This window comes from Kribbella antiqua, from assembly GCF_004345665.1.
Classification (GTDB): Bacteria; Actinomycetota; Actinomycetes; order Propionibacteriales; family Kribbellaceae; genus Kribbella; species Kribbella antiqua.
Genome location: NZ_SLWR01000004.1, coordinates 544,798 through 567,704 on the forward strand (window position 1 = coordinate 544,798; position 22,907 = coordinate 567,704).

The 22,907-nt window shown below is 68.0% G+C and carries 18 protein-coding genes; 6 read left to right on the forward strand and 12 right to left on the reverse strand.

The window, feature by feature from the left end:
- Window positions 1-32: 32 nt before the first annotated feature.
- Genes EV646_RS15220 through EV646_RS15230 form a run of 3 tightly spaced genes read right to left on the reverse strand, consistent with a single transcriptional unit; the run spans window position 33 to window position 2,782 of the window.
- Window positions 33-1,430, reverse strand: a complete 1,398-nt coding sequence (locus tag EV646_RS15220) for an NAD(P)H-hydrate dehydratase (RefSeq protein ID WP_132148850.1) — start codon at window positions 1,428-1,430, stop codon at window positions 33-35.
- A gap of 1 nt (window position 1,431) precedes the next feature.
- Window positions 1,432-1,782, reverse strand: a complete 351-nt coding sequence (locus EV646_RS15225; protein ID WP_132148852.1) for a holo-ACP synthase — start codon at window positions 1,780-1,782, stop codon at window positions 1,432-1,434.
- 10 nt (window positions 1,783-1,792) lie between these two features.
- Window positions 1,793-2,782, reverse strand: a complete 990-nt coding sequence (locus EV646_RS15230) for a LacI family DNA-binding transcriptional regulator (protein ID WP_132148854.1) — start codon at window positions 2,780-2,782, stop codon at window positions 1,793-1,795.
- A gap of 110 nt (window positions 2,783-2,892) precedes the next feature.
- Here EV646_RS15230 and EV646_RS15235 point away from each other — a divergent pair, with 110 nt between their 5' ends.
- Complete coding sequence (locus EV646_RS15235; protein ID WP_132148856.1) at window positions 2,893-5,148, forward strand: beta-xylosidase/alpha-l-arabinosidase; 2,256 nt, start codon at window positions 2,893-2,895, stop codon at window positions 5,146-5,148.
- Between the two features lie 322 nt (window positions 5,149-5,470).
- Here the strand turns inward: EV646_RS15235 and EV646_RS15240 are convergent, their stop codons facing one another.
- Window positions 5,471-7,429: an alpha-glucuronidase family glycosyl hydrolase gene (locus EV646_RS15240; RefSeq protein ID WP_132148858.1), complete on the reverse strand. Its 1,959-nt coding sequence runs from the start codon at window positions 7,427-7,429 to the stop codon at window positions 5,471-5,473.
- On the reverse strand, window positions 7,416-7,667 hold the full coding sequence (locus EV646_RS15245; RefSeq protein ID WP_132148860.1) for a Beta-galactosidase C-terminal domain: 252 nt from the start codon (window positions 7,665-7,667) through the stop codon (window positions 7,416-7,418). Before EV646_RS15245 ends, EV646_RS15240 begins: the two co-directional genes overlap by 14 nt.
- A 204-nt stretch (window positions 7,668-7,871) precedes the next feature.
- On the opposite strand from EV646_RS15245, the gene coaA reads away from it, so the two are divergent.
- Window positions 7,872-8,825 (forward strand): type I pantothenate kinase, encoded by a 954-nt coding sequence (gene coaA, locus EV646_RS15250; protein ID WP_132148862.1) that lies wholly within the window; start codon window positions 7,872-7,874, stop codon window positions 8,823-8,825.
- An 18-nt stretch (window positions 8,826-8,843) separates the two neighbouring features.
- On the opposite strand, the gene EV646_RS15255 is transcribed toward coaA, so the two are convergent.
- Genes EV646_RS15255 through EV646_RS15280 form a run of 6 tightly spaced genes read right to left on the reverse strand, consistent with a single transcriptional unit; the run spans window position 8,844 to window position 15,821 of the window.
- Window positions 8,844-10,013, reverse strand: coding sequence for an MFS transporter (locus EV646_RS15255; RefSeq protein WP_132148864.1), 1,170 nt, complete (start codon window positions 10,011-10,013; stop codon window positions 8,844-8,846).
- Window positions 10,014-10,043: 30 nt separating this feature from the next.
- A complete protein-coding gene (locus EV646_RS15260) occupies window positions 10,044-11,336 on the reverse strand; it encodes an aminotransferase-like domain-containing protein (protein ID WP_199236979.1) in 1,293 nt (430 codons plus the stop codon).
- Window positions 11,318-12,397, reverse strand: a complete 1,080-nt coding sequence (locus tag EV646_RS15265; protein WP_132148865.1) for an alpha-hydroxy acid oxidase — start codon at window positions 12,395-12,397, stop codon at window positions 11,318-11,320. The genes EV646_RS15260 and EV646_RS15265 overlap by 19 nt, the downstream gene beginning before the upstream one ends.
- Window positions 12,390-13,316 (reverse strand): alpha/beta hydrolase, encoded by a 927-nt coding sequence (locus EV646_RS15270; RefSeq protein ID WP_132148867.1) that lies wholly within the window; start codon window positions 13,314-13,316, stop codon window positions 12,390-12,392. The genes EV646_RS15265 and EV646_RS15270 overlap by 8 nt, the downstream gene beginning before the upstream one ends.
- Window positions 13,317-13,325: 9 nt before the next feature.
- Window positions 13,326-14,537, reverse strand: coding sequence for a cytochrome P450 (locus EV646_RS15275; protein ID WP_199236980.1), 1,212 nt, complete (start codon window positions 14,535-14,537; stop codon window positions 13,326-13,328).
- Window positions 14,538-15,821 carry an SGNH/GDSL hydrolase family protein gene (locus EV646_RS15280; RefSeq protein WP_132148869.1) on the reverse strand — a complete coding sequence of 428 codons (1,284 nt, stop codon included), beginning with the start codon at window positions 15,819-15,821 and terminating at the stop codon, window positions 14,538-14,540.
- Between the two features lie 295 nt (window positions 15,822-16,116).
- Here EV646_RS15280 and EV646_RS15285 point away from each other — a divergent pair, with 295 nt between their 5' ends.
- The 4 genes from EV646_RS15285 (at window position 16,117) to EV646_RS15300 (ending at window position 22,480) form a co-directional block, all read left to right on the forward strand.
- Window positions 16,117-17,655, forward strand: coding sequence for an AMP-binding protein (locus EV646_RS15285; protein WP_132148871.1), 1,539 nt, complete (start codon window positions 16,117-16,119; stop codon window positions 17,653-17,655).
- Window positions 17,652-18,866, forward strand: coding sequence for an MFS transporter (locus EV646_RS15290; protein WP_132148873.1), 1,215 nt, complete (start codon window positions 17,652-17,654; stop codon window positions 18,864-18,866). The genes EV646_RS15285 and EV646_RS15290 overlap by 4 nt, the downstream gene beginning before the upstream one ends.
- Window positions 18,863-19,546, forward strand: coding sequence for an SGNH/GDSL hydrolase family protein (locus EV646_RS15295; protein WP_132148875.1), 684 nt, complete (start codon window positions 18,863-18,865; stop codon window positions 19,544-19,546). The genes EV646_RS15290 and EV646_RS15295 overlap by 4 nt, the downstream gene beginning before the upstream one ends.
- A gap of 303 nt (window positions 19,547-19,849) precedes the next feature.
- Window positions 19,850-22,480 (forward strand): HNH endonuclease signature motif containing protein, encoded by a 2,631-nt coding sequence (locus tag EV646_RS15300; RefSeq protein WP_132148877.1) that lies wholly within the window; start codon window positions 19,850-19,852, stop codon window positions 22,478-22,480.
- A 35-nt stretch (window positions 22,481-22,515) separates the two neighbouring features.
- Here EV646_RS15300 and EV646_RS38870 read toward each other — a convergent pair whose 3' ends face one another.
- Complete coding sequence (locus EV646_RS38870) at window positions 22,516-22,665, reverse strand: hypothetical protein (RefSeq protein WP_158290963.1); 150 nt, start codon at window positions 22,663-22,665, stop codon at window positions 22,516-22,518.
- Between the last annotated feature and the right edge of the window lie 242 nt (window positions 22,666-22,907).

A 22,907-nucleotide genomic window follows, 5' to 3' on the forward strand; every position in this document is an offset into this window, starting at 1 on the left:
GACAATGCTCAGCCCTTCCTGCCCAGGGAGTCTCAAGGTTGCAGCAGTTGGCGGGTTGCTTCGGGAAGGGCGGCGGCGACGGAGAGCGCTGTGATCGGGCCGTCGTCTGAAGCCAAGTTCGCGGCGGCCGCGTGGAGGTAGGCGCCCAGGCTGGCGGCATCGAGCGCGGTGAGGCCCGCGGCGAGGAAGGCGCCGCAGAGGCCGGCGAGCACGTCGCCCGCACCGGCCGTGGCCAGCCAGGGAGTCGCGTTGCCGTTGACCCGGACGTGTCCGTCGGGCGCGGCGATGACTGTGGTGGCGCCCTTCAGCAGGACTGTGGCGTCGAAGCGTTCGGCGGCCAAGCGGGCGTGCTTGAGGCGTTCGGCTTCGACCGTCGAACGCTCGACCCCGAGCAGCCGGGCCAGTTCACCCGCGTGCGGAGTCGCGAGCACGCCTTCGTGGTCGCCGGAGTCGTCGAGCGCCTTGAGACCGTCGGCGTCGAGGATGACCGGTTCCTCTGCTTCGAGCAGTTCGCGCACCTGGGGTACATCGAGGTTGTCGCCGAGGCCGGAGCCGACTGCCCAGGCCTGCACCCGGCCTTCGACAGCGACGATCTCCGGATGCGCGGCGCGGACTTCGGCCGCCACGGCGTCCGGGCCGACGTACCGGATCATGCCGATCGGGCCGCCGAGAGCGCCGGCGGTGGCGATGACGGCAGCGCCGGGGTACTGCGTGGAGCCGGCCATCAGGCCGAGGACGCCGCGCGAGTACTTATCGGACTCGCCGTGTGGGACCGGGTAGAGCGCGCGTACGTCGGCATCCTGGAGCGACTCGACAGACGCCTGGGGCAGGTCGAGGCCGATGTCGACCAGATGAACCGGACCACAGGCCGAAGCAGCTGGGTCGATCAGGTGGCAGATCTTGTGCGTACCGAAGGTGACGGTGAGGTCGGCGCGGACGTGCGGACCGGGGGTCTCGCCGGTGTCGACGTCGACGCCGGACGGGACGTCGACCGCGACGATCGGTACGTTGTGCGACTCGGCGAGTTCGACGGCAGCGGCGGCGTCGGGGCGGAGACCGGGGCGACCGCCGATGCCGACGATGCCATCCACGACGACGTCAGCCCGAGCGATGTCGTCCGGCGAACCCACGCGTCCACCGACCGCCAGCAGCGCCTCCAGCCCAGCCTCATGAGCCTTCTCCGACAGCAGTACGGCGGTCACGTGAGCGCCTCGGCGGGCTAGCCGAACACCGGCATAGAGAGCGTCGCCGCCGTTGTCGCCGGACCCGATCAGCAGTACGACGCGAGCGCCGTACGCGCGGCCGAGGAAGTTGCTGATGGCAACCGCCAGGCCGGTTGCGGCGCGTTGCATCAGCGTCCCCTCAGGAAGCCGCGCCATCAGCGAAGCCTCGGCGGCGCGGACCTGCTCGACAGTGTGCGCGCGGCGCATGTCAGCCCTCCAGGATCACTACGGCGGATGCGATACCGGCGTCGTGGCTGAGCGACAGATGCAGGCTCTGGACACCCAACCGGCCGGCCTGGGCGGCAACGGTGCCGGTGATCTCCAGCCAGGGACGGCCGGTCTCGTCGGTCTGCACCTCGGCGTCGTGCCACTGCATCCCGGCCGGCGCGCCGAGCGCCTTGGCGAGCGCCTCCTTGGCGGCGAACCGAGCGGCCAGCGAGGCCGGCGGCCTCACCGCCTCCGCCGGCGTGAACACCCGATCCCGCAAACCCGGCGTCCGCTCGAGAGTCTTCATGAACCGCTCCACGTCGACCACATCGATGCCTACGCCCACGATCATGCGGCCCACATTAGCCGGGCGGGGCTGTGGACTGGCGCTCTCTCATCTGTACGGCGAGGTCCATCCGGAGCGCCGACGGAGTAACACCGCGAGCCAGGTCCAGCACCAGGCGAGTCGCCAGCTCCGCCATCTGGCGAAGCGGCTGATGGATCGTGGTCAGCGTCGGCGCCACCCATTGCGCCACCGGCAGATCGTCGTACCCGACGACCGACAGATCGCGCGGGATCTCCAGCCCGAGCTCGCGCGCGGCCTGGTACACACCCAGCGCCTGCAGGTCGCTGCCGGCGAAGATCGCGGTCGGCGGCTCCGGCAGGCTGAGCAGCGCCAGCGCCTCCCGGTGCCCGCTGCTGACCTCGAAGTCACCGTTCCGGATCAGGTCGGGATCGACAGTGGCCCCGGTCGACCGCAGCGCGTCGGTGTAGCCGTTCACCCGCATCCGCGAGCACAGCGTCTCGACCGGGCCGCCGATCATGCCGATCCGCTCATGGCCGAGTTTGCGCAGGTGAAGCGTCGCCATCCGGCCGCCGTTCCAGTTCGCGGAGCCGATCGACGGTACGTCGTCGCCCTCGTCACCGACCGGGTCGACCACCACGAACGGGATCCGCCGCGCCTCCAGCTGCGCCCGCTGATCCGCGTCGAGGTCGGAGAACACCATGATCACGCCGAGCGGACGGCGGAGCAGGACGGACTCGATCCACTGCTGCCGCGGCCGCCGGGCGCCGCCGCATTCCGACAGCACCAGCTCGACGCCCTCGTCGCGGACCACCTCTTCGACGCCGCGGATCAGCTCGACCGCCCAGGCGCCGCCGATCTCGTGGAAGACGAGGTCGATCATCGGGCTGCTCGGCGTACTGGTGGTACGGCGCCGGTAGCCGTGCTCCTGGATGATGCTCTCGACCTTCGCGCGGGTTTCCTCGGCGACGTCGGCGCGGCCGTTCAGCACCTTGGACACGGTGGGCACGGACACACCGGCCTGCTCCGCAATTTTCGAAATGGTCATCCGCTGGCCCACGAGGTCCTCCACCCGGCTCGAGCGCTGTGCAAGCAGCACAATACAAGCTAACCTCGGCGCAGGTATCGTAATCGACACCGAAACTTTCGAGGAGTTGGATGAGCGACCGGGTCGAGGCATTGCTGGCAGAGCTGACGCTACGCGAGAAGGTCGCCCAACTGGCCGGTCTGTGGGTCGGTGCCGGTGACAGTGGCGAGGACGTCGCGCCGTACCAGCACGACATGAGCAGCGACCCGCCGGTCTGGGACGACGTGATCAAGGACGGCCTCGGCCAGCTCACCCGCCCGTTCGGCACCCGCCCGGTCGAGGCCACGGCCGGCGCCCGCTCACTGGCCGCCGCCCAGCGCCAGATCATGGCCGCCAACCGGTTCGGCATCCCGGCCATCGCGCATGACGAATGCCTGACCGGCTTCGCGGCGTACGGCGCCACGATTTACCCGACGCCGCTCGCCTGGGGCGCAACGTTCGATCCTTCACTCGTCGAAGAGATGGCGGCGCGTATCGGCGCCGACATGCGCTCGGTCGGCACCCACCTCGGCCTCGCTCCGGTCCTCGACGTCACCCGCGACTATCGCTGGGGCCGCACCGAGGAGACCATCGGCGAGGACCCGTACCTGGTCGGCACGATCGGTACGGCGTACGTCCGCGGGCTCCAGCACGGTGGCGTGCACGCGACCCTCAAGCACTTCGCCGGCTACTCGGCCTCCCGCGCCGGCCGCAACCTCGCGCCGGTGTCGATGGGGCCGCAGGAGCTGGCCGACGTCATCCTCCCGCCGTTCGAGATGGCGGTCATCGAGGGCGGCGCGCGTACGGTGATGAACTCGTACGCCGAGATCGACGGCGTGCCGGTCGCCGCCGACGGGGAGTTGCTCACGACGCTGCTGCGGGACCAGTGGGGCTTCGACGGGACGGTCGTCGCGGACTACTTCGCCATCGCCTTCCTCCGCACCTTGCACCAGGTCGCCGGCACCGACGGCGAGGCAGCCGCGCTCGCCATGAAGGCCGGGATCGACGTCGAGCTGCCCACCGTGAACACCTACGCCGAGGCGCTCATCGCCGAGGTCGAGGAGGGCCGGCTCGACATCTCGTACGTCGATCGCGCGGTGCGGCGGGTCTTGCGCCAGAAGGACTCGCTGGGGCTGTTGGACGGTTGGTCGCCGGAGCCTCGTGGGCCGATCGATTTGGACAGCGCCGGCAACCGCTCGATCGCCGCTCGGTTGGCGGAGGAATCGATTGTGCTGGTGGCCAACGACGGCGTACTGCCGGTTGCCCCTGGCAAGAAGGTGGCGCTGGTCGGGTCGCGCGGGATGGATCCGCATGCGATGCTCGGCTGCTACACGTTCCCGATGCACATCGGACCGCGCTATCCGGGCACCGAGGATGGCGTGCCGATCTTGTCACTTGCTGAGGCGCTGGTTGCTCAGGGCATCGATCTGAAGACTGCCGAGGGTTGCGCCGTCGACGAAGACTCAGTCGATGGCTTCGACGAGGCGATCACCGCGGCCACCGAAGCCGACGTGGTGATCGTTGCCGTCGGCGACCGTGCCGGGTTGTTCGGTCGCGGAACCTCCGGCGAGGGCTGCGACGTCGAGACCCTCGCCCTTCCCGGCCGTCAGGCGGAGCTGGTCGACGCGGTTCTCGGCACCGGCACGCCGGCTGTGCTCGTGCTGCTGTCCGGACGCCCGTACGCGCTCGGCCGATTTGCTGATCGTGCGGCAGCGATCGTGCAGGCGTTCTTCCCCGGGCAGGAGGGTGTGCCGGCGCTGGCTCGAGTGCTCACCGGTGCGGTCAATCCCTCTGGGCGACTGCCCGTCAGCCTTCCGCGCAGCGAGGGCGCCCAGCCGGGGACGTACTTGCATCAGCCGCTCGCGGGGCCGAGCAAGGTGTCGAGCGTGGATCCGACGGCCTTGTTCCCGTTCGGCCACGGGACGTCGTACACGACCTTCGAATGGAGCGACGCTCAGGCGGACCGCTCCTCGATGCCGACCGATGGGACGGTCACGGTCAAAGTGACCGTCCGCAACACCGGCCCACGCGACGGAACCGAAATCGTCCAGCTCTACCTAGGCGATCCGGTAGCAACCGTTACCCGCCCAGTCACGCGCCTGATCGGCTACCACCGCGTCGACATCCCAGCGGGCGAAGCCCGCACCGTCGAATTCACCGCCCACGCCGACCTGACCTCCTTCGCCACCCGCACCGGAGTTCGAGTCGTCGAACCAGGCGCCATCGAACTCCGCCTAGCCCCCTCCAGCCGCGACATCCACACCACCCTCCCCATCACCCTCACCGGCCAAGTCCGCGCTGTGGACCACACCCGCACCCTGAGATGCTCCTCGCGAGTGGTGAGCTAGCGGCCCGCCGTACCGAAGAACGGGTAGTGGGCAGCCGACCTGGCGAGTCGCCCGCGTGCCCAGGCGGGCGGAGCGCTGCCGCAGCCGACCACTACCCGTCCTTCGGTACACCCCGATGGGGTGAGGCCCCCCACCAACCGTCCGCTTTCAGGACCAAACCCACCCTCCGCCGACCTCGCTACCGGGTCATTTCACCGGTAGCGAGTAATAGGCCGCTAGCGATCAAACAACCCGCTATCGGAGCTGGCCAGGAGCGGGTGATCGGCTCCGGCAAGGGCATCCACCGCCCACTCGACGCAAACCGCCCGGCTCGGCCCGGGGACTACCTGTAGATCGTGCGGCCATGCGCGTCGGGGATGCCGCTGAGGCGGTAGAAGTAGGTGTTTACCTGGTCTCGCCATTCGCGGGCGTTCGCGAGCTGGGCTTCTAGGCGGGGAGTGATGTTTTCGCGGGTGGTCGGGTCGAAGCGGTCGGCGATGGACTTCCAGCGGGTGAGCATGGCTTCGACTTCTTCGTAGCCCTGGAAGTGGGTGTCGTAGATGTGCTGGAGGACCGTGCGGCCGTTCTGGAGGACGTGGTCGTAAGGGACGTGATGAAAGAAGAGCAGGAGTTCGTCCGGGCAGGTGTAGACGTTCTCGTAGCGGCCGGCGAGGGGTTCGGGGTATTGGCCGGTGAAGCCTGAGCCGGTGGCGACAGTCCGGTCGACGCCGACGCCGTAGCGGTCGGCGAAGTGGTAGGTGCCCCAGGCGGAGTACTCGTATCCGTTGACGTTCGGCCCGTAGTGGGTGCCCGGCGTGACCATGAAGCCGACGCCGAGGAGTGCGGTGTAGCGCTCGTACGTGCGCCACGAGTCTGCCATGATCGCGACCAGCTCGGAGCGGGTCCGGTCGTCCATCGCGAAGGTCGCCGCAGCCCACTCGTGCAGCAGGCTGACCGGGTCTGCCGACGGATCCCAGGCGAGCCGCCCGTACGCGTAGAGGTTGCTCTGGGCAAGTTTGTGGCCGGTCCAGTTCGGGTCGTCGCCGATGTTGGAGACGGCAACGATCGCCTTGGTGCGCTCGGCAACGGTCGGGCCGTCGGCACCGGTCGTGTCGAAGTGCAGGATCTCCCGCCACCACGGGCCGAGGTAACACAGGTCCTTCTGCTGCCCGGTGTACTCCTGCGTCACCTGCAGCTCTAGAGCAAACGTTGTCTCCTGGAGTTCCCCCAGCAAAGGCGACACCGCCTCGCGCACCTGGAAGTCCAGCGGCCCGTGCTTGATCTGCAGTACGACGTTGTCGTCGAACCGCCCATCCAGCGGGATGAAGTGGTCGTACGCCGCCCGCGCGCGATCGGTGCTGCGATCACGCCAGTCCTGATGGCAGTCGTACACGAAACACCGCCAGAAAACGGTTCCGCCGTACGGCGCCAGCGCCCGCGCGAGCATGTTCGCCCCGTCGGAGTGATCACGCCCGTACGTATGCGGCCCCGGCCGGTTCTCCGAGTCCGCTTTCACGACGAACCCGCCCAGATCCGGTACGGCGTCGTACACCCGCTTGACCGCGGACGACCACCACCGGGCGACCCGCTCGTCCAGTGGATCGGCGGTGTCCACGCCGCCGAGCTCGATCGGCGAGGCGAAGTTCACCGACAGGTGGAGCGCGATCCCGTACTCGCGGAACACGCCGGCCAGCCGGGCCACGTCGGGGAGGTGGTCGGTGAGCAGCCGGGTCTCGGCGGCGTGCACGTTGACGTTGTTGACCGCGACCGCGTTGATGCCGATCGACGCGAGCAGCCGGGCGTACGCGCGTACCCGGGTGAGATCCTCGACCACGCGGCCGTCGCGGAAGAATATCGATCCACCTGAGTACCCGCGCTCGACCGAGCCCATCACCGGATGCGGAGTCAGGTTGTCCCAGTGGTCGAGCATCCGGACCGGGATCGCCGGCCGCTCGACCACGGTGAAGTCGCCGTCCATCCACTCGAAGTACCGCAGCAGGTAGAAGTACCCGTAGAGCAGCCCGCGGCCGGCTTCGGCGGCGACGACCAGATTGTTGCCCTGTCGCATCACCACGAAGCCTTCGTCGCCCAGCCCGTCGGTCGGCAGCACCTGGCGAATCAGGCCGGCCAGTGGCGTCTCGTCGAGCCGGCCAATGGTGCACAGGGCAACTTCCAGCTCGGTGCGCAGCCGCGGCGTCTGCCGGAACTCGGCCCGGATCGTCTGCGCGAGCGCGCCGGACGCATGGATCGTTACCTCGGGCAACCTCTTGCTGCCGAGCCAGCAGGGGTCAAAGGTCGTCATCCGACCGCATCACCAGCACACCGGTTGCCGGCAGCACCAGTTTCGCCCCGGCCTCGACCTGCTCGCCGGTGAGCAGCTCGGTCCCCGCTCTGTCAGCCACCACCCGCACCTCCCGGTCCCCGTGGTTCAGCAGGAACAGATACCGCTGACCGTCCTTGTACCGACGTGTCGCTTCGACGCCGTCGATCCTCGCATACGACCCGGTCAACCCGGCCTCCTCGACCACCGCCCCCAGCACGGCGTCGAGACCAAATCTCCCTCACGGACGGCATGTCGAAAGTTTCGTAAATACCTTCGACACTTATTGTGGGACACGCCGTACGCACGCCCCCACAGAGCGTCAATAGCTCAGCAAGCGGTTTCCAGACCTCGCCTAAGTTGAGATGTAGGCCACGCCCGCCCGGTGTGGGTGCGCGCGTACTGCCGTGGGAAGAATGGGCTCATGCTGCAGCCGACGCGGGAGGTGACTCCCTACACCGAGCTGGACCGGACGGCCTGGGCGCAACTGGCCGAGACGACCGAGTCGCCGCTGACCGCGGACGAGGTCGAGCGACTCCGCGGTCTGGGCGACGAGATCGACATGGACGAGGTCCGTGAGGTCTACCTGCCGTTGTCCCGGATCCTGTCGCTCTACGTCCGGCACGCCCGCGCGCTGCACGCCGACACCGAGGACTTCCTCGGCAAGCCGGCCGCGACCCGGACCCCGTTCGTGATCGGCATCGGCGGATCGGTTGCCGTCGGCAAGTCCACCACCGCCCGCTTGCTGCGTGAGCTGCTGGCCCGCTGGCCCGAGCACCCGCGGGTCGCGCTCGTCACCACCGACGGCTTCCTCTGGCCGAACGCGGAGCTGGAGCGCCGGAACCTGATGATGCGCAAAGGTTTTCCGGAGTCGTACGACCGCAAGTCCCTGCTGCGCTTCGTCGTCGAGGTGAAGTCAGGCATGGACACGGTCGAGGCGCCGGTCTACTCGCATCTGCACTACGACCGGATGCCCGACGTACGGACGACAGTCGAGCAGCCGGACATCCTGCTGCTCGAGGGGTTGAACGTTCTGCAGCCCGCGCCCCGCCATGCCGACGGCAAGAGCGGCCTGGCAGTGAGCGACTTCTTCGACTTCTCCGTGTACGTCGACGCCGCCGCGGACGACATCCGGAGCTGGTACGTGCATCGTTTTCTCAAGCTCTGGGAGACCGCCTTCCGCAACCCGGAGTCGTACTTCGTCCGGTACGGCGAACTCAGCCGGGACGAGGCGATCAAGAAGGCCGAGTCGTTGTGGGACGGCATCAACGGCCCGAACCTGCGCGAGAACATCCTCCCCACCCGCTCCCGCGCCACCCTCGTCCTCCGCAAAGGCGCCGACCACACCGTCCGCTACGTCCGGCTGCGCAAACTCTGACCCACCCCACCGCCCCGGTCAGGGCAAACTCTGAACCGCGGGAACGACAGCGACGGCGACCACGGCGGCCGTCAGACCGAAGGCCAACGGGTAGCCGGTGCCGGCGACCACCGCGCCGAAGATGATGGCGCCGATGCCCCAACCACCGTCGTACGCCAGGTTCCACAGTGCGCTGACCTGGCCGTAGCGGGACTTCGGGACGCGGTTGTACATCAGCGTGAGCGTCAGGTTCTGCGCGGCGCCGAAACCGATGCCGAAGAGGGTTGAACCCACGACGATGGCGACGGTACTGCCGATCAGGACCAGAGCACCGGCACCGGCAGCGGCAAAGACGAGCGCCGGTGCCAGCAGCTTCGCCGGGCCGATCCGATCCGCGTACCGACCGGCCAGCCAACGAGCGGCAGGTGCCGTGATCGCCTGCATCAGCAGGGCTGTGGCAACCAGCGAGTGCTTGTCCTTGGCAACGGCCAGCGGCAGGAATGTCACGCTGATGCCAGCAGCAACCGTTACCGCGGCGAACACGAACGTCGGCATCAACAGCCCACTCCCCCGCAGACCGCCGAGCACCTTGACGTGCTGTTCCTCGACGCTGGTGGTCTGGGGCATCGCACTCACGGTGACGAGTCCGGCCAGTGACGCGACCGCGGCCAGCACGAACAGGGCGTCGAAACCGATCAGGTTGGTCAGGTGGACGCCGAGCGGGAGACCGATCACTGCCGGCAAACCGACGGCCAGCCCGTAGACACCGAAGGCCTCGCCCCGACGGTGGCTCGGGGCAACTTCCGCGACCAGCGCGACGGCGCCCACGACCAGGATCGCCAGGCCGGCGCCGCGAATGACGCACACCGCGAGGACGATCGGCAGCGATGCCGTGAGCAACAGGATCAGCGAAGGCGCGCCGAGCAGGATCAGCCCGAGTCCGAGGACCACGCGGTAGCCCCAGCGGGCCAGCATCCGCGGCACCACCAACTCGACACCGACCGCGGACAGCATCATCGCGCCAGTCGACAGCCCCGCGCCGATCCCACCGGACCCGCTGGCTGCGAGGTAAAGCGGAACCACCGAGGTCAGCAGGTACATGCTCAGCCCGGAACCGAACACCATCGCCAGCAGCTGAGCGAACTGGCCAGTGACCAGCCGCTGAGCGGCGGGAACGTCTACTACCGGGATCTCGCAGGTGGTGGTCATGGCTCCAAACTAGGAGCAGACCGGTCTGCTCTACAGATCCAGTTTTCCTGCGCCAGAAAGGACCAGTTCGTCGGTGATGAGCGCGGCGAGGCGGTCGAGGGCGACCTCGATCTCGGTAGGCGTCACCGAGCTGCAGGACAGCCGGAGCGCATGGATCGGGGTGTCGCCGTCGTAGAAGTGGCTCATCGGGGTCCACAGAACGCCGTACTCGTGGGCCGACTTCTCCAGCAGTACGTCGTCGACCGGGAACGGGACGGTGACGACGACGAAGAATCCGCCGGACGGAACGGTCCAGCTGATCTCACCGCCTGGGAAGCGTGCGGCGAGACCGTCGGTGATGGCTCGCAGGTTGGCGGCGTAGATCTGGCGCTCACGCCGGTTGGCCGCGACCAGGCTGAAATCGTTCGCGAGGAGTTTGCCGCCGATCACGGCCTGGGCGACCGGTGAGGTGTTCACCGTGACCATGCTCTTGATCTTCGAAAGCTCGTCGGCCAGACGTCCGATACTTCCGTCCGGAGCTTCGACGGTCTGGTCCGCGACAACATATCCGACGCGGGCGCCGGGCAACCCGGTCTTGGCAAACGATCCCAGGTAGACGACCCGGCGGTCGGTGTCGAGCGCCTTCAGCGTCGGCATTCGGTCGACGCCGTCGGCAGGGAAGAGCCCGTACGGGTTGTCTTCGAGCAACAGCAGGTCCTGCTCGGCCGCAACCTCCAGCAATCGTTTTCGGGCCGCCAGGTCCAGGCTGAGGCCGGAGGGATTGGCGAAGTCCGGCATCACGTAGCAGGCCCGCGGCCGGCGTCCGTCCGCCCGTACCGACTTCACCACCACGGCCAGATCGTCGTCCTCGGCAACTGACACAACGGGCAAGTCGACCAAGCGAGCAGCACCGGTGATTCCGACGTACGAGGGTGAGAACGCGAGCAGTAAGTCGGCGGGATCCCGGCGGAGGGCTCTGAGGGTGAGGAGCATCGCTTCCTGGCAGCCAACGGTTACTACGATCGACTCCGGCTCGACCAGGATGTCCTCGTCGACCTCGAGGTTGCGGGCGATCAGGTCGTGCACGATGCCCTTGGTCCGGCCGTACTGGAGGATCGTCCGCCGCACTGCCGGCTCATCGTGCCCCTGCTCGCGGAGGTGGTCGGCGAAGCGGCGCAGGTAGGCGTGTACGTCGTCGAGGTCGAAGTGCTCCTCGGTCGGTCGGCCGGCAGCCAGTGAGATCGCGTCAGGGTAGTGGTGCGAAATCTCGTTGAGGAAGTTCATCGAGTTGAGCGCCCGGTCGGTGAGCGAACCGTGCAAGTCGGTCAGCCGGAGATCTGCCACGGCGTCCTCCCCGTCGTCAGCTCGCCGACCGCGTTCAGATCGGCGCAACCGGCCAGCAACATCGCATCCCGGAGCTCTCGCCGCAGCAGGTCGAGCGCTTCATCCACAGCTTCCACAGCCAATGCCCACAGCAACGGCCGCCCCACCAGTACGGCGGACGCGCCGAGAGCGATCGCCTTGATGACATCGGTACCACTGCGAATCCCACTGTCCAGGAGTACGACGCAGTCGTTGCCCACGGCCTCGACAACGGGGCCGAGGGCATCGATCGACGCGATCGCCGTGTCGAGCTGGCGGCCACCGTGGTTCGACACGACCACACCGGCGGCGCCGGCATCCACGGCGCGCCGGGCGTCCCGCGGATCGAGAATCCCCTTCACCACAAGGGGAAGCTCAGTCGAACTTCGCAGCCATTCCAGGTCGCGCCAGGACACGGCAGGCTCGAAGGCAGACGCCGTGTGGGCGGCAACCGCCGAGAGTCCCGGTACAGGCGCGTGGGCCTCTGTCACCATGTCGACAAAGTTCGCCGCGACGACGTCTTCAGGCAGTGCGAAAGAGTTACGAACGTCGCGAAGTCGCCGGCCCATCACGGGTACGTCGACGGTCACCATCAACGCGCGGCAGCCGGCCTTCCCGGCACGGTCCACGAGCGATCTGATCATCGCGCGATCCCGCAGCCAGTAGAGCTGGAACCAGGAGAGCGCCGCCGCCCCCGCGATCTCCTCCAAGGTGTAGCTGCTCAAAGTGCTGATGATGTAGGGGATTCCAGCGTCCGCGGCTGCTCCGGCCAACTGGAGTTCACCCTCGGCGTGCAGGAGTCGTTGGTAAGCCATCGGCGCCACCGCGATCGGCGACGACCACTCGTGGCCGAGCACCGCGGCCGTCGTGTCCGGCTTGTCGACTCCGGTCAGCACCCGCGGTACGAGGGTGACCGCATCGAGCGCCATCCGGTTGAGCCGGAGGGTGATTTCGGAACCGCTGCCGCCGGCAACGAAATCCCAGACGGCCGTCGGCAGGATTGCAGCTGCCTGGGATTCGTAGTCGCTGAGGGCATCAGCCATCCGCGAAGACTCCGCTCAACCACTCGGCGGCTTCGGACATTGCTTTCTGGCCGCCATCGAGGATGCCGGACATGGCGAAGAAGCCGTGGACCATCCCGTCGTACCGGCTCAGGGTGGTCGGGACACCGGCGGCGTGCAGCTTCTCGGCGTAGTACTCGCCTTCGTCGCGCAGTGGGTCGTACTCCGCGGTGATCACCAGCGCCGACGGAAGATCTGCGTGCGATTCGGCGAGAAGCGGGGAGGCCAGCGGGTTCTGGCCGTCGGCGGGGTCGGTCAGGTAGTGGTTCCAGTACCAGCGGACGGACGTCTTGTTGAACAGGTGCGGGTCTTCACCGGCGCGCATGGAGATCGTGTCCGAGCCGTAGAGGGTGTTGGGGTAGACGAGGAGTTGGCCGGCCAGTGCAGGACCGTTGTCGCGGGCAAGCAACGTGGTCGCGGCCGCGAGGTTCCCGCCGGCGCTGTCTCCACCGACGACCAACCGGGTCGGATCCACCCCGAGCTTGTCCGCGTTCGCCGCGATCCAATGCGTGGCGCTGTGGCAATCGTTGACCGCGGCCGGGAACGGGTGTTCCGGCGCGAGGCGGTAGCCGACCGTGATGACCTGGCAAGGAACGGCGTTGGCCAGCTTGCGGCTGATGCCGTCGGCCGTCTCGATACTGCCGAGCGTCCATCCACCGCCGAAGAAGTAGATCAACGTCGGCAACGGACCGGTCAGATCGGGGCGGTAGACGCGCAGCGGCAGGCCGTCGTCCGTAGTGATGTCCTCGACGTGGTGAACGTTTTCGACCTCACCACCCGCGGCCTGGATGGACGCGAGATCAGCGGCACGAGCCTCCGCCAGCGTCTGGGTGTAGAGCTGTGGCACGTCGCCGGCCGCGCGTTCCGCGCGCATCGCCTCGACCTGTGGATCCAGCGGCATGGTTCGAGCTCACCCCAATCGGATCGGCATGGACTGGTGCCCACGCAACAGCAGGCTACGACTGCGGACCGGCTCGCCCGCGAACCGCAAGCCGGGGAACCGCTCGAACAACTGGCCGAGCGCGGCGCGTCCTTCCATCCGCGCCAGCGCAGCCCCGACACAGTAGAACGGTCCGGCGCCGAAGGACAGATGCTGCAGGTCGTCCCGTCCTGGATCGAAGGTGTCGGCGTTGGGATGCTTGGCCGGGTCGCGATTGGCCGCGCCCGGCAGGATCAGCACCAGGCTGCCTTCGGTGATCGTCTCCCCCGCCAGCTCGAGGTCGGTCGAGGCCTTGCGGCTGATCAACTGCACCGAGCTCTGGTGCCGGAGGATCTCCTCGACGTAGTCGGCAGCGAGCCCGGAATCGTCGTGCAAGGCCTCGACCAGCCTCGGTTCGGCGAGCAACAGCTCGAGACCGTTGGTGAGCAGATTCATCGTGGTCACGAAGCTGGCGTTGACCAGGACGAGAAGGTTGTCGATCAGCTCCTGCTCGTCGATCCCCGCCGTACCGGAATCGAGGGCGTGGACGAGCGAGCCGACCAGGTCGCCGCGCGGGCGGATCCGGCGGTCGGCGATCATCCTGGCGTAGTAGGCGTTGAGCTCGTCGGCGGCCTGGTTCGCCGCGGCCAGTCGCTCCGGCGCCTTGCCGCCGAGGTCGAGGTAGTCGTCGATCCGCTGCGTGCGATCACGGAACCAGCCGACATCGGAGCGCGGAATGCCAAGGAAGGTCGCGATCACCGTGATCGGCAACCGGTAGGCGAAGTCGACGAAGTCGACCACCTGACCATCCGCGCCGGCCTTGCCCAGGTCGTCGAGCAGTTCGCCGACCAGGCTGTCCACCACCGGCTCGAACCCGGTCAGCCGCCGTGGCATCAGCACGGCCTGGAAAACCTTACGCATCCGCAGATGGTCCGGCTCGTTGCGGAACATCATCGACCCGCCGAGGCGGCGCAGGACCGAGTCTTTCGGATCCGGATCCGCCGATAGCAGCCGATGGAACCGGGTGTCCTTCAGCGCCTCCTGCGCCGCGTAGAAACCGTTGACCACCACGGCGTACGGCGAACTCCCCGGCTCCAGGCGGCAGACCGGGCCGATCCGATGCAACTCGGCGAACAGCGGCATCGGATCGCGCCGGCCTTGCTCAGATCCCAGAGCTGCCAGGAGATCGTTTGCTGTCCGCACTCAGCGCACCAGCTTCAGCGGAACGGACGCCGCCATCGCCTGGTAGCCCGCGTCGTTCGGGTGGATGTGGTCGCCCGAGTCGAACACCGGGTTCAGCTTGCTCGGCTGAGCCGGATCACGCAGTACGGCGTCGAAGTCGAGCACTCCGTCGAACTCGTGGCTCTCCCGTAGGTAGCTGTTCACCGCCTGGCGGGTGGCTTCCTTTGCCGGCGTCCAGCTGTCCGTGCCGCCGAGGCCTTCGAACGGCGCGATCGTGGTGACCAGGCTGCGCAGCCCGCGTTCCTTGGCCTGCGCGTTGACCTGGCGAAGCGCGCCGATGATCTCGGCGGCCGAGTCGTCGGACATCCAGATGTCGTTGACGCCGAGCTCGGTAATCACTGTGCGGACGCCGGTCTGAGCGAACACGTCCTCGTTCAGCCGGGCCAGAGAGTTCACACCGACCTCGTTGAAGCCGGGGAAGAGGCCGTTGTCGGACGGCTCGCTGCCTTCATGGTTGAGCCGGCTGCCGGCGAGGCCCGCGTTCAGCACGCTCGGCACCGGCCTGGTGCCGGCGGCCGCGACGAGTCGCTCGGCGAGCTGATCAGGCCAACGGTTGTTCGCGTTGAATGTGCTGGCCGTGCCGTCGGTGATCGAGTCGCCCAGTACGACGATCGACCCTGCGGACTTGTCGGTCTCGACATCAACACCGGAGAGGAAGAACCAGCAGCAGCGACGGGTCAGCGTGTACGCCGCTCCGCCGGGCTGGTCGACCAGGTTCGACGGGCCGACGAAGTTGTCCTGGATCGACGAGCCGTGGAACGTCGTCGGGCCGGTGTTCACCGGGAAGTAGAGGCTGACCACGAGGTCGTCGAGGTTCGACAGCTCGAGGTTCACCGGGTCGCTCAGCAGCTCGCTGCCCTTGACCATCGATGCGGTCCCGGATCCGTTGAACGTCAACGTCTGCAGGGTTTCCGGGTCGATGTCGGACAGCTCCGGCGTCGACTTGTTGGGCTTGGCAACGGTCGCGGCGCCGACAGTGACCGTTTTCTCGCCGTAGATGTTCGACAGCCGGATCCGGATCCGGTCGCCGCCGACGGTCGGCCGCACCACCAGCCGGACGCTCTGGTCGGTGAGCCCGAGGTTTGTCGAGCCGGCCGCGTTGCCATGGGTGACCGCGGTGGCCCACGTCCCGACCCACTCGGCATCGCGGTGCCCGGGGCTGTAGTCGGCCCCAGCCAATGTCGAGCCGGCCAGGGTGAGTACGGCGGTCACCGCGACCGTACGCCAGCTGCTGGAAATTCGCATGGGACGTCAACCTCCTGGGACACCGGTGGCGGAATCAGGTGCGGACGGACCGTAATACGCGCCGAGGAATCCGGTCAATGAAACGGAATTGCATTTCTGAAAATGCTCCCGCAGCGGTTAGACGGGAGGTTGCCCGGCTGGATCGCAGGGGTATTCCTTCACCTGCAAAGAGGAGTGATCGCCCGACTCCACAGAGCGACGATAGATCGGATTCCAGCCTCTTTCCAGCGCCCCGCGCATCCAGTAGAGTCACGCCCACGGCTGGGGGTGGCCGGAGTCGAGGGGAATTGACGAAATGCCGCTTGAATTCGCCCTGCCCGAAAACAGCAGCAATTATGTGGTGCCCGCACTGACGCGGTTCAACGATTTCGCGGACCGGCCGGCCTTGGTCCGCGGCGACCGGACTGCGACGTACGGCGAACTGGTCGATGACGTGCTCCGGATCGCCGCCGCGGCCCGGGATGCCGGGATCCGGCCGGGCGCCAAGGTGCTGGTGATGGCGGCGAACTGCTTCGATGCGCCGGCGCTCCAGCTGGCTCTGCATCTGCACGGTTGCCGCGTGCTGTGGTGTGCGCCGATCACGTCCCGCCGCGAGATCGACCGCTTCGCCGTACTGTCGGATGCGGACGCTCTCGTGTACGACGGGACGATTGAGCTTGGGCGGGAGCTCGCCGCGTCGCTTGAGCCGATGCGGGCGATTTCCCTGACCCAACTGACGCTTGGCCCGGTGGACCCGGCGCCGTACAAGATCGATCCCTCGGCGCCGGAGCCGGATTCGGTGCTGCAGACGAGTGGGACGACCGGCGATCCGAAGCTGGTGCACCACACGCAGAGCTTCTACGAGCAGATCCTCGCGCTGGCCGAGGCGTTCGTCGCTCATGGGTTCCCACTGTTGCGGCATTACTCGAGTTCGCCGCTGTGGCTGGCGAGTGGGCAGATCACCAGCTTCTTCAACCTGTTCACCGGGGGCGTGCTGTTTCTCACCGACACCTGGTCGCCGGAGGAGTTCTACCGGATCGTGTCGTCCGAGCGGATCACCTCGACGTACGTCACGCCGCCGATGCTCTACGAACTGCTCGATCATCCCGGCGGTTCGTCGTACGACTGCAGCAGTCTTTTCATGTTGAACGTTGGCGCTGGTCCGGCCACACCAGCGCGGCTTCGGCAAGGGATCGAGCGCTTCGGGCCGGTGCTGCGGATCGTCTACGGGCTGAGCGAGGCTGTTGTCGTCACCGCCTTGCCGGGCTTGACCGAGGACCCTTTGCATCCAGAGCGGTTGGCTTCCGCAGGTACGCCGTACGGCGATGTGCGGCTGGAGATCCGCGACTCCTCGGGCGAGGTCCTTCCGCCTGGGCAGACCGGGGAGGTGTGGGTGCGGAGCAAGTTGACGTTCGCGGGGTACCTCGGCAAGCCGGAACTGACCGCGGAGACGTTGGTCGACGGGTGGCTGCGGACACGCGATCTCGGCTACGTCGACAAGGACGGATACCTGTTCCTGGTCGACCGGGTGCACGACATGATCGTCACCACGCGGCGCAACTGGGCCATCTTCTGCCGGCCAATAGAAGACGTTCTGGGCACCCATCCGGCCGTCCGCACCGCCGCTGTCATCGGCGTACCTGATCCTGTGGTCGGTGAAGCGGTCCACGCCTTCGTCGTCACCCGACAGGCTGTTCCTGCCGAGGAGCTCCAGCAGCTGGTCACCGACACCTTGAATGACATGTGGAGTCCTGCGGCTATCGATTTCGTCGATGAGCTGCCGCTGACCCGGATCGCCAAGGTCGACAAAGTTGCCCTCCGCAAGCTCTACCGAGAATTGCACCCGCAGCCATGACGCCTCGACGCGGACTCGTGGTGCTGTTCGTCGCGGATGTGTTGTCCGCGGTCGGCAGCCGGATCTCGATGGTTGCGATCCCATGGCTGGTGCTGGTCACCACCGGCAGCGCGGCGCGGATGGGTCTGGTGGCTGCGGTCGAGATGGTGCCGTACATCGTGGCTAGCGTCATGGCCGGACCCGTCATCGACAGCCTCGGTCCGCGCCGTACGTCCATCCTCGCCAACGTCACCAGCGCGGTCGCAGTGGCCGCAATCGCTGCGACCACCCGGCTCGGATTCGTCGCGCTCCTGCTGCTGGTCGCCGTCGCGGGTGCGCTGCGTGGTGCCGCGGACCGATCGAAGGACCTCCTCGTCCGGCCGATGGCGGAGGCCGCCGAGGTCGAGCTCATCCGGATCACCTCGCTGCACGAAGCGTTCGCCCGCGGTGCGACGTTGCTCGGCGCGCCCCTGGCGGGATTGCTGATCTACTGGACGGACGCCGCGTCGGTGCTGTGGATCGACGCGGTGACATTCGTGATCTGCGGTGTGCTCGTTGCCGCGTTCGTCCACCCGCCGGTCACGATCTCTACGGCGGTGCGCGAGAAGTACTTCCGATCCCTGATGGGTGGCTTCGCCTTCGTACGCCGCGACGCGTTGCTCGCCACCATGCTGATCACCACGTCTACGCTCAACGTGTTCACCAGCGCGAGTACAGCGGTCTTCATCCCCCTGTGGGTGAAGGACGAACTCGGGTCCGCAGCCGGGCTCGGCCTGACCCTCGGCGCATTCTCCGCCGGCGCACTGCTGGGCAGCATCGGGTTCGCCGTCGTCGCCACCAAAGTGCCGCGCTACCTCACCTTCGCCCTGGGGGCCCTGATCGGCGGGAGTCCCCGACTGCTCGTCCTGGGACTCAGCGACCATCTGATCCTGGTGATGGTGGTGACGTTCCTGTCCGGGATCGGAATGGCTGCGATCAATCCGGTGTTCGGCGCGGCCCTCTACGAACACGTCCCGAAGGACCTTCAGGCCCGAGTCATCGGCGTCGTCGCGGCGTCGTCGTTCGCCGGACTCCCGCTCGGTGCCCTACTCGCCGGTGAACTGGTGAGCGGCTTCGGCCTGATGCCGTCACTCGTCCTGTCGGGTGTCGTGTGCCTTCTCGTCAGCGTCTTCCCGCTCGTACGCCGTGGTCCGGGCAAGGTCCTCGATGCAACCCCTGTGGAGGCCGCGTGAACGAGGCGACCGATCCTCATTGCCTTGCACCGGGTGAAAGCCTTCGACTGCTGGCCGATCATCCTTGGCGTCGGTTTGTCGTACTCGGTGACAGTGTCGCGGAGGGCTTGTGTGAACCACTCGAGGGCTACAGCGATCTCCAATGGGCAGACCGGATTGCTGCTGAGCTTCGCGCCGTACGACCGCTCGCTTATCTCAACCTCGGCGTGAGCGGCTTGCGTACGCGCGAGATCCTCGCCACGCAGCTCGAGCCGGCGGTTGCCTTCGGCCCCGATCTCGCGCTGGTCGTCGGCGGGGGTAACGATGCCTTCCCGGCCACCTACGATCCGGACCGCGTCGATCGCGAGCTCACAACCATGATCACTGGGCTACAGGACGCCGGAGCCGACGTGATGACGCTAGGCATGTTCGACATCTCCTACAGCCCCGCCGTCGCCGACTGGCTCAGGCCGGGCCTCCGACAACGAATGCGAATGTTGTCCGAACGCACCGCCGCCCTGGCTGAGAAGCTCGGCACCATCCACATCAACCTCACCGACCATCCCCTCTCCACCGACCCAGCCCTCTACAGCTCCGACGGCCGCCACGGCAACGCCCGCAGCGACGCCATCGCCACCGCCGAAACCGTCCGCGCTCTCGCCCACCAGATCACGCGTACATCTTCGAGCACCGGGCAGTGACTTCAGGGTCGGCACCAGCCTCCGGCACCGATCTCCAGCACCAGCCTCCGGCACCAGGCCCCTGGCACCGATCTCCAGCACCAGCCTCCGGCACGAGCCCCCTGGCACCGATCTCCGGCACCGGCCTCCGGCTCGCCGGTACGTTCTCCGCTCCTCGACGCCGCCGACCGACTTCCCGCCAGTCTCGCCCATAGTTGCCATTAGCAATCTCCTCGCCGAATCGCTCCCCAGCAACGGATTCCCCCATCCACAACACCAGACCGTCGACTTGGATTGATCGAACACATATTCTAATATAGATGCATGAGAGGGCTCGCGATCACCCAGCCCGGCGGCGACCACCAGGTCCCCGCCGCCGCGATCGCGCCCACGGTTTCTGCGCCCACCCGGACAGCCTGCTGCGCACACTGCAAGGCCTGGCACTCCCGTCCGCTGGACGACGGTTATCCGCCGGACTACGTCCCCGATGACCTGCTCTGCCTCGCCGACCTCGACCTCCCCTCTGATCCTCAGTTCATCCCGGAGCCGGACGACTGGGATGTCGAACTGGATGTGCCGCTGGTCGCGACCCGCTCCTCCCGTGTCGATGACTTGGACTGGCAGGAATGGCACGGCGTGGAGCAGGACGAGGCCGAACGCGCCCTGCTGGGCCTGGGCGCCCCGGCCTGGCTGTGCCTGCCGCCCGGCGGCGCCCTCGCCACCGCACTGGAAGACACCCGCCCCCGGGCGATGTCCCCGATCGCGCTGATCGAACTGCTCAAGGCCGCGACCCGGATGGCCGGCTGGGCCGAGGCCCTCAAGGCCGAGGCGATGGCGTCGTTCTACCGGCAACGCCAAGCCGAACACACCGAAGCCCCGCGCCCCACCCAGCTCGACACCAAAGGCCGCCCGATCGACCCCGAACGCTCCTGGCACGCCGAACTCGCGTTGGCGCTGGGGGTCACCAAGGAAACCATCGCCCGCAAGGTGACCACCGCCCTGCGCCTCACCTCCACCCTGCGCGCCACCCACACCGCCTTGAAGTGCGGCGCGCTGACATGGGGCAAGGCCCTGGCCATCTCCGAAGCCACCGCCGACCTGCCCGACGACGCCGCCCACGCCGTCGAGGCCCACGTGCTGAAACGCGCCCCGCAGCAGACCCACCGCAACCTGCTCGAATCCCTGCGCCGCCAGGTCGCCAAACACACCACCCGCGAGGACACCGACAACCACCGCGCCGCCGTCGCCGACCGCACCTGCAAAATCGTCCCGCTCCCGAACGGGATGGCCGGGCTGTGGATCGTCCACACCGCCGACAAAATCCAGCAAATCTGGGTCACCATCCAAGCCATGGCCACCCTCGCCAAACGCGGCACCCCCACCACCACCGATTCACCCACCGCCGGCGACCCCACCACCGGCGAGCCCGCCACCAAGAGCTCCACCAGCAGCGGCTCCGCAGCCACCACCCGCGCCCCCAGCACCCCGGCCACCGCAGACGCCGCCACCAGCGAGCCGCTTGCCAACGACTCCACGCACAACGGCTCCGCAGCCAGCACCCGCGCCCCCAGCACCCCGGCCACCGCAGACGCCGCCACCAGCGAGCCGGTTGCCAACGACTCCACGCACAACGGCTCCGCAGCCAGCACCCGCGCCCCCAGCACCCCGGCCACCGCAGACGCCGCCACCAGCGAGCCGCTTGCCAACGACTCCACGCACAACGACTCCACCACCCCGGGGTCGACCACCAACGACCCCTCCGGCAACGGCGACGCCAGCCACAACTCCGCCACCTGCAATCGGGCCACTGTGGATCCCGCCACCCCTAACACCACCCCCAACACCACCCCGGACACCAACCGGGACGACACCGCGGCCAACGCCGCGGCCGCGACCGACACCACCCACGCGAAGACCACCAGCGACGGCCCCTCGACCACCGCACCCCACGGCACCCCGCCCACGCACACCACCGACGCCACCAACGCGACGGCCCATGCAGCCAGCGGATCCACCCCGGGCCGGCCGGCACCCACCGCCGCCAGACCCGACCCACACACCGCCACCGCCACCGCCACCGCCGGCCAAGACGACGGCGCGCTCAACCACGCCCCGCCCACGCCACACCACCACGGCGACCCCACCGATACACAAGCCAACGACGCCGCCGCCGAACAACCCCACACCGACGCCGCCACCGAACCGGGCAAGGACACCCGAACCGCCGAACAGCGCCGCGCCGACGTGACCGCCGACCTGTTCGAACACATCCTCCGCAACGGACTCGACTGGCTCGGGAGACGCCTACCCGACCAGCACCGCCGCCGACCCCACATCGAAGTCATCATCCCCGCCTCGACCCTGCTCGGCGTCGACAACCACCCCGCCGAACTGACCGGCTACGGCCCCATCCCCGCCGAGATGGCCCGCCGCATCGCCGAAGACGGCACCTGGCGGCGGCTGCTGACCGACCCGGTCAACGGCATCGTGCTGGAAGCCGCCACCACCCGCCACGACCCCGGTGCGTTGGTCACCGAAACCCTGCTCGCCCGCCACCCCGTCTGCGCCTGGCCCGGCTGCAACCGCACCTCCCGCGACTGCGACCGCGACCACACCACCCCCTTCGCACAGTCCGGCACCACCACCCTCACCGGCCTCGCGCCGTACTGCGAATACCACCACGTCATCAAAGACACCCCCACCTGGGGCTGGACCACCACCAGCCACCCCGACGGCTCCATCACCCTCACCACCCCCACCGGCCACCGCCACACCACCGTCCCACCCGCCCGCGGACCCATCACCGCGCACGATCCCAACCGCGACGCCCACACCGACACCGACACCGAAAGCGGCACCGGCAGCAGCAACGGCAGCGGCGACGTGAGCCATGGCCGCAGCCTTCCCGCGAGTGCAGCATGGCGCACGCCTGCCGACGACCCGCCACCTTTCTGAGTACGCCGCCACGAGTGCCGTCGGCGCGGCATCACTCACGCCATCTGCCGGGCCGGTAGTTTCGGGTCCGGCGAGCCGAACGCGCCGACGGCATCCGGCACCTGCGCCGCAGCGCCATCGGGTACGGCTTCGGCAGCCGGCGGTCCTACCCGCGTACGGCTCAGTGAGAGCACGACCGAGGCCATCGACTCCAGGGCGGTGGCTCTCTGGCCGGCTGGTCACCGGTGCGGCGTGGTGAAGCTCCGGCAGTCGACGGTACCAACCCACGCCGGGCTTAGTGAGAGCCTAAGCGAAGCCGTCGAATCCAGGCGGCGGCTCCTTCGCCGGCTGGTCACCGACGCGGCACGGCGGAACCCCGGACACCGACGCGGCACGGCGGAACCCCGGACACCGACGCGGCACGGCGGAACCCCGGACACCGACGCGG

Bases quoted from the DNA above. Each gene is read 5' to 3' on its own strand.
- EV646_RS15240 (WP_132148858.1), bottom strand. From the start codon at position 7,429: ATGACGACCTTTGACCCCTGCTGGCTCGGCAGCAAGAGGTTGCCCGAG.
- EV646_RS15235 (WP_132148856.1), top strand. From the start codon at position 2,893: ATGAGCGACCGGGTCGAGGCATTGCTGGCAGAGCTGACGCTACGCGAG.
- EV646_RS15255 (WP_132148864.1), bottom strand. From the start codon at position 10,013: ATGACCACCACCTGCGAGATCCCGGTAGTAGACGTTCCCGCCGCTCAG.
- EV646_RS15285 (WP_132148871.1), top strand. From the start codon at position 16,117: ATGCCGCTTGAATTCGCCCTGCCCGAAAACAGCAGCAATTATGTGGTG.
- EV646_RS38870 (WP_158290963.1), bottom strand. From the start codon at position 22,665: ATGGCCTCGGTCGTGCTCTCACTGAGCCGTACGCGGGTAGGACCGCCG.
- EV646_RS15265 (WP_132148865.1), bottom strand. From the start codon at position 12,397: ATGGCTGATGCCCTCAGCGACTACGAATCCCAGGCAGCTGCAATCCTG.
- EV646_RS15290 (WP_132148873.1), top strand. From the start codon at position 17,652: ATGACGCCTCGACGCGGACTCGTGGTGCTGTTCGTCGCGGATGTGTTG.
- EV646_RS15220 (WP_132148850.1), bottom strand. From the start codon at position 1,430: ATGCGCCGCGCGCACACTGTCGAGCAGGTCCGCGCCGCCGAGGCTTCG.
- EV646_RS15300 (WP_132148877.1), top strand. From the start codon at position 19,850: ATGAGAGGGCTCGCGATCACCCAGCCCGGCGGCGACCACCAGGTCCCC.
- EV646_RS15280 (WP_132148869.1), bottom strand. From the start codon at position 15,821: ATGCGAATTTCCAGCAGCTGGCGTACGGTCGCGGTGACCGCCGTACTC.
- coaA (WP_132148862.1), top strand. From the start codon at position 7,872: ATGCTGCAGCCGACGCGGGAGGTGACTCCCTACACCGAGCTGGACCGG.
- EV646_RS15225 (WP_132148852.1), bottom strand. From the start codon at position 1,782: ATGATCGTGGGCGTAGGCATCGATGTGGTCGACGTGGAGCGGTTCATG.
- EV646_RS15270 (WP_132148867.1), bottom strand. From the start codon at position 13,316: ATGCCGCTGGATCCACAGGTCGAGGCGATGCGCGCGGAACGCGCGGCC.
- EV646_RS15230 (WP_132148854.1), bottom strand. From the start codon at position 2,782: ATGACCATTTCGAAAATTGCGGAGCAGGCCGGTGTGTCCGTGCCCACC.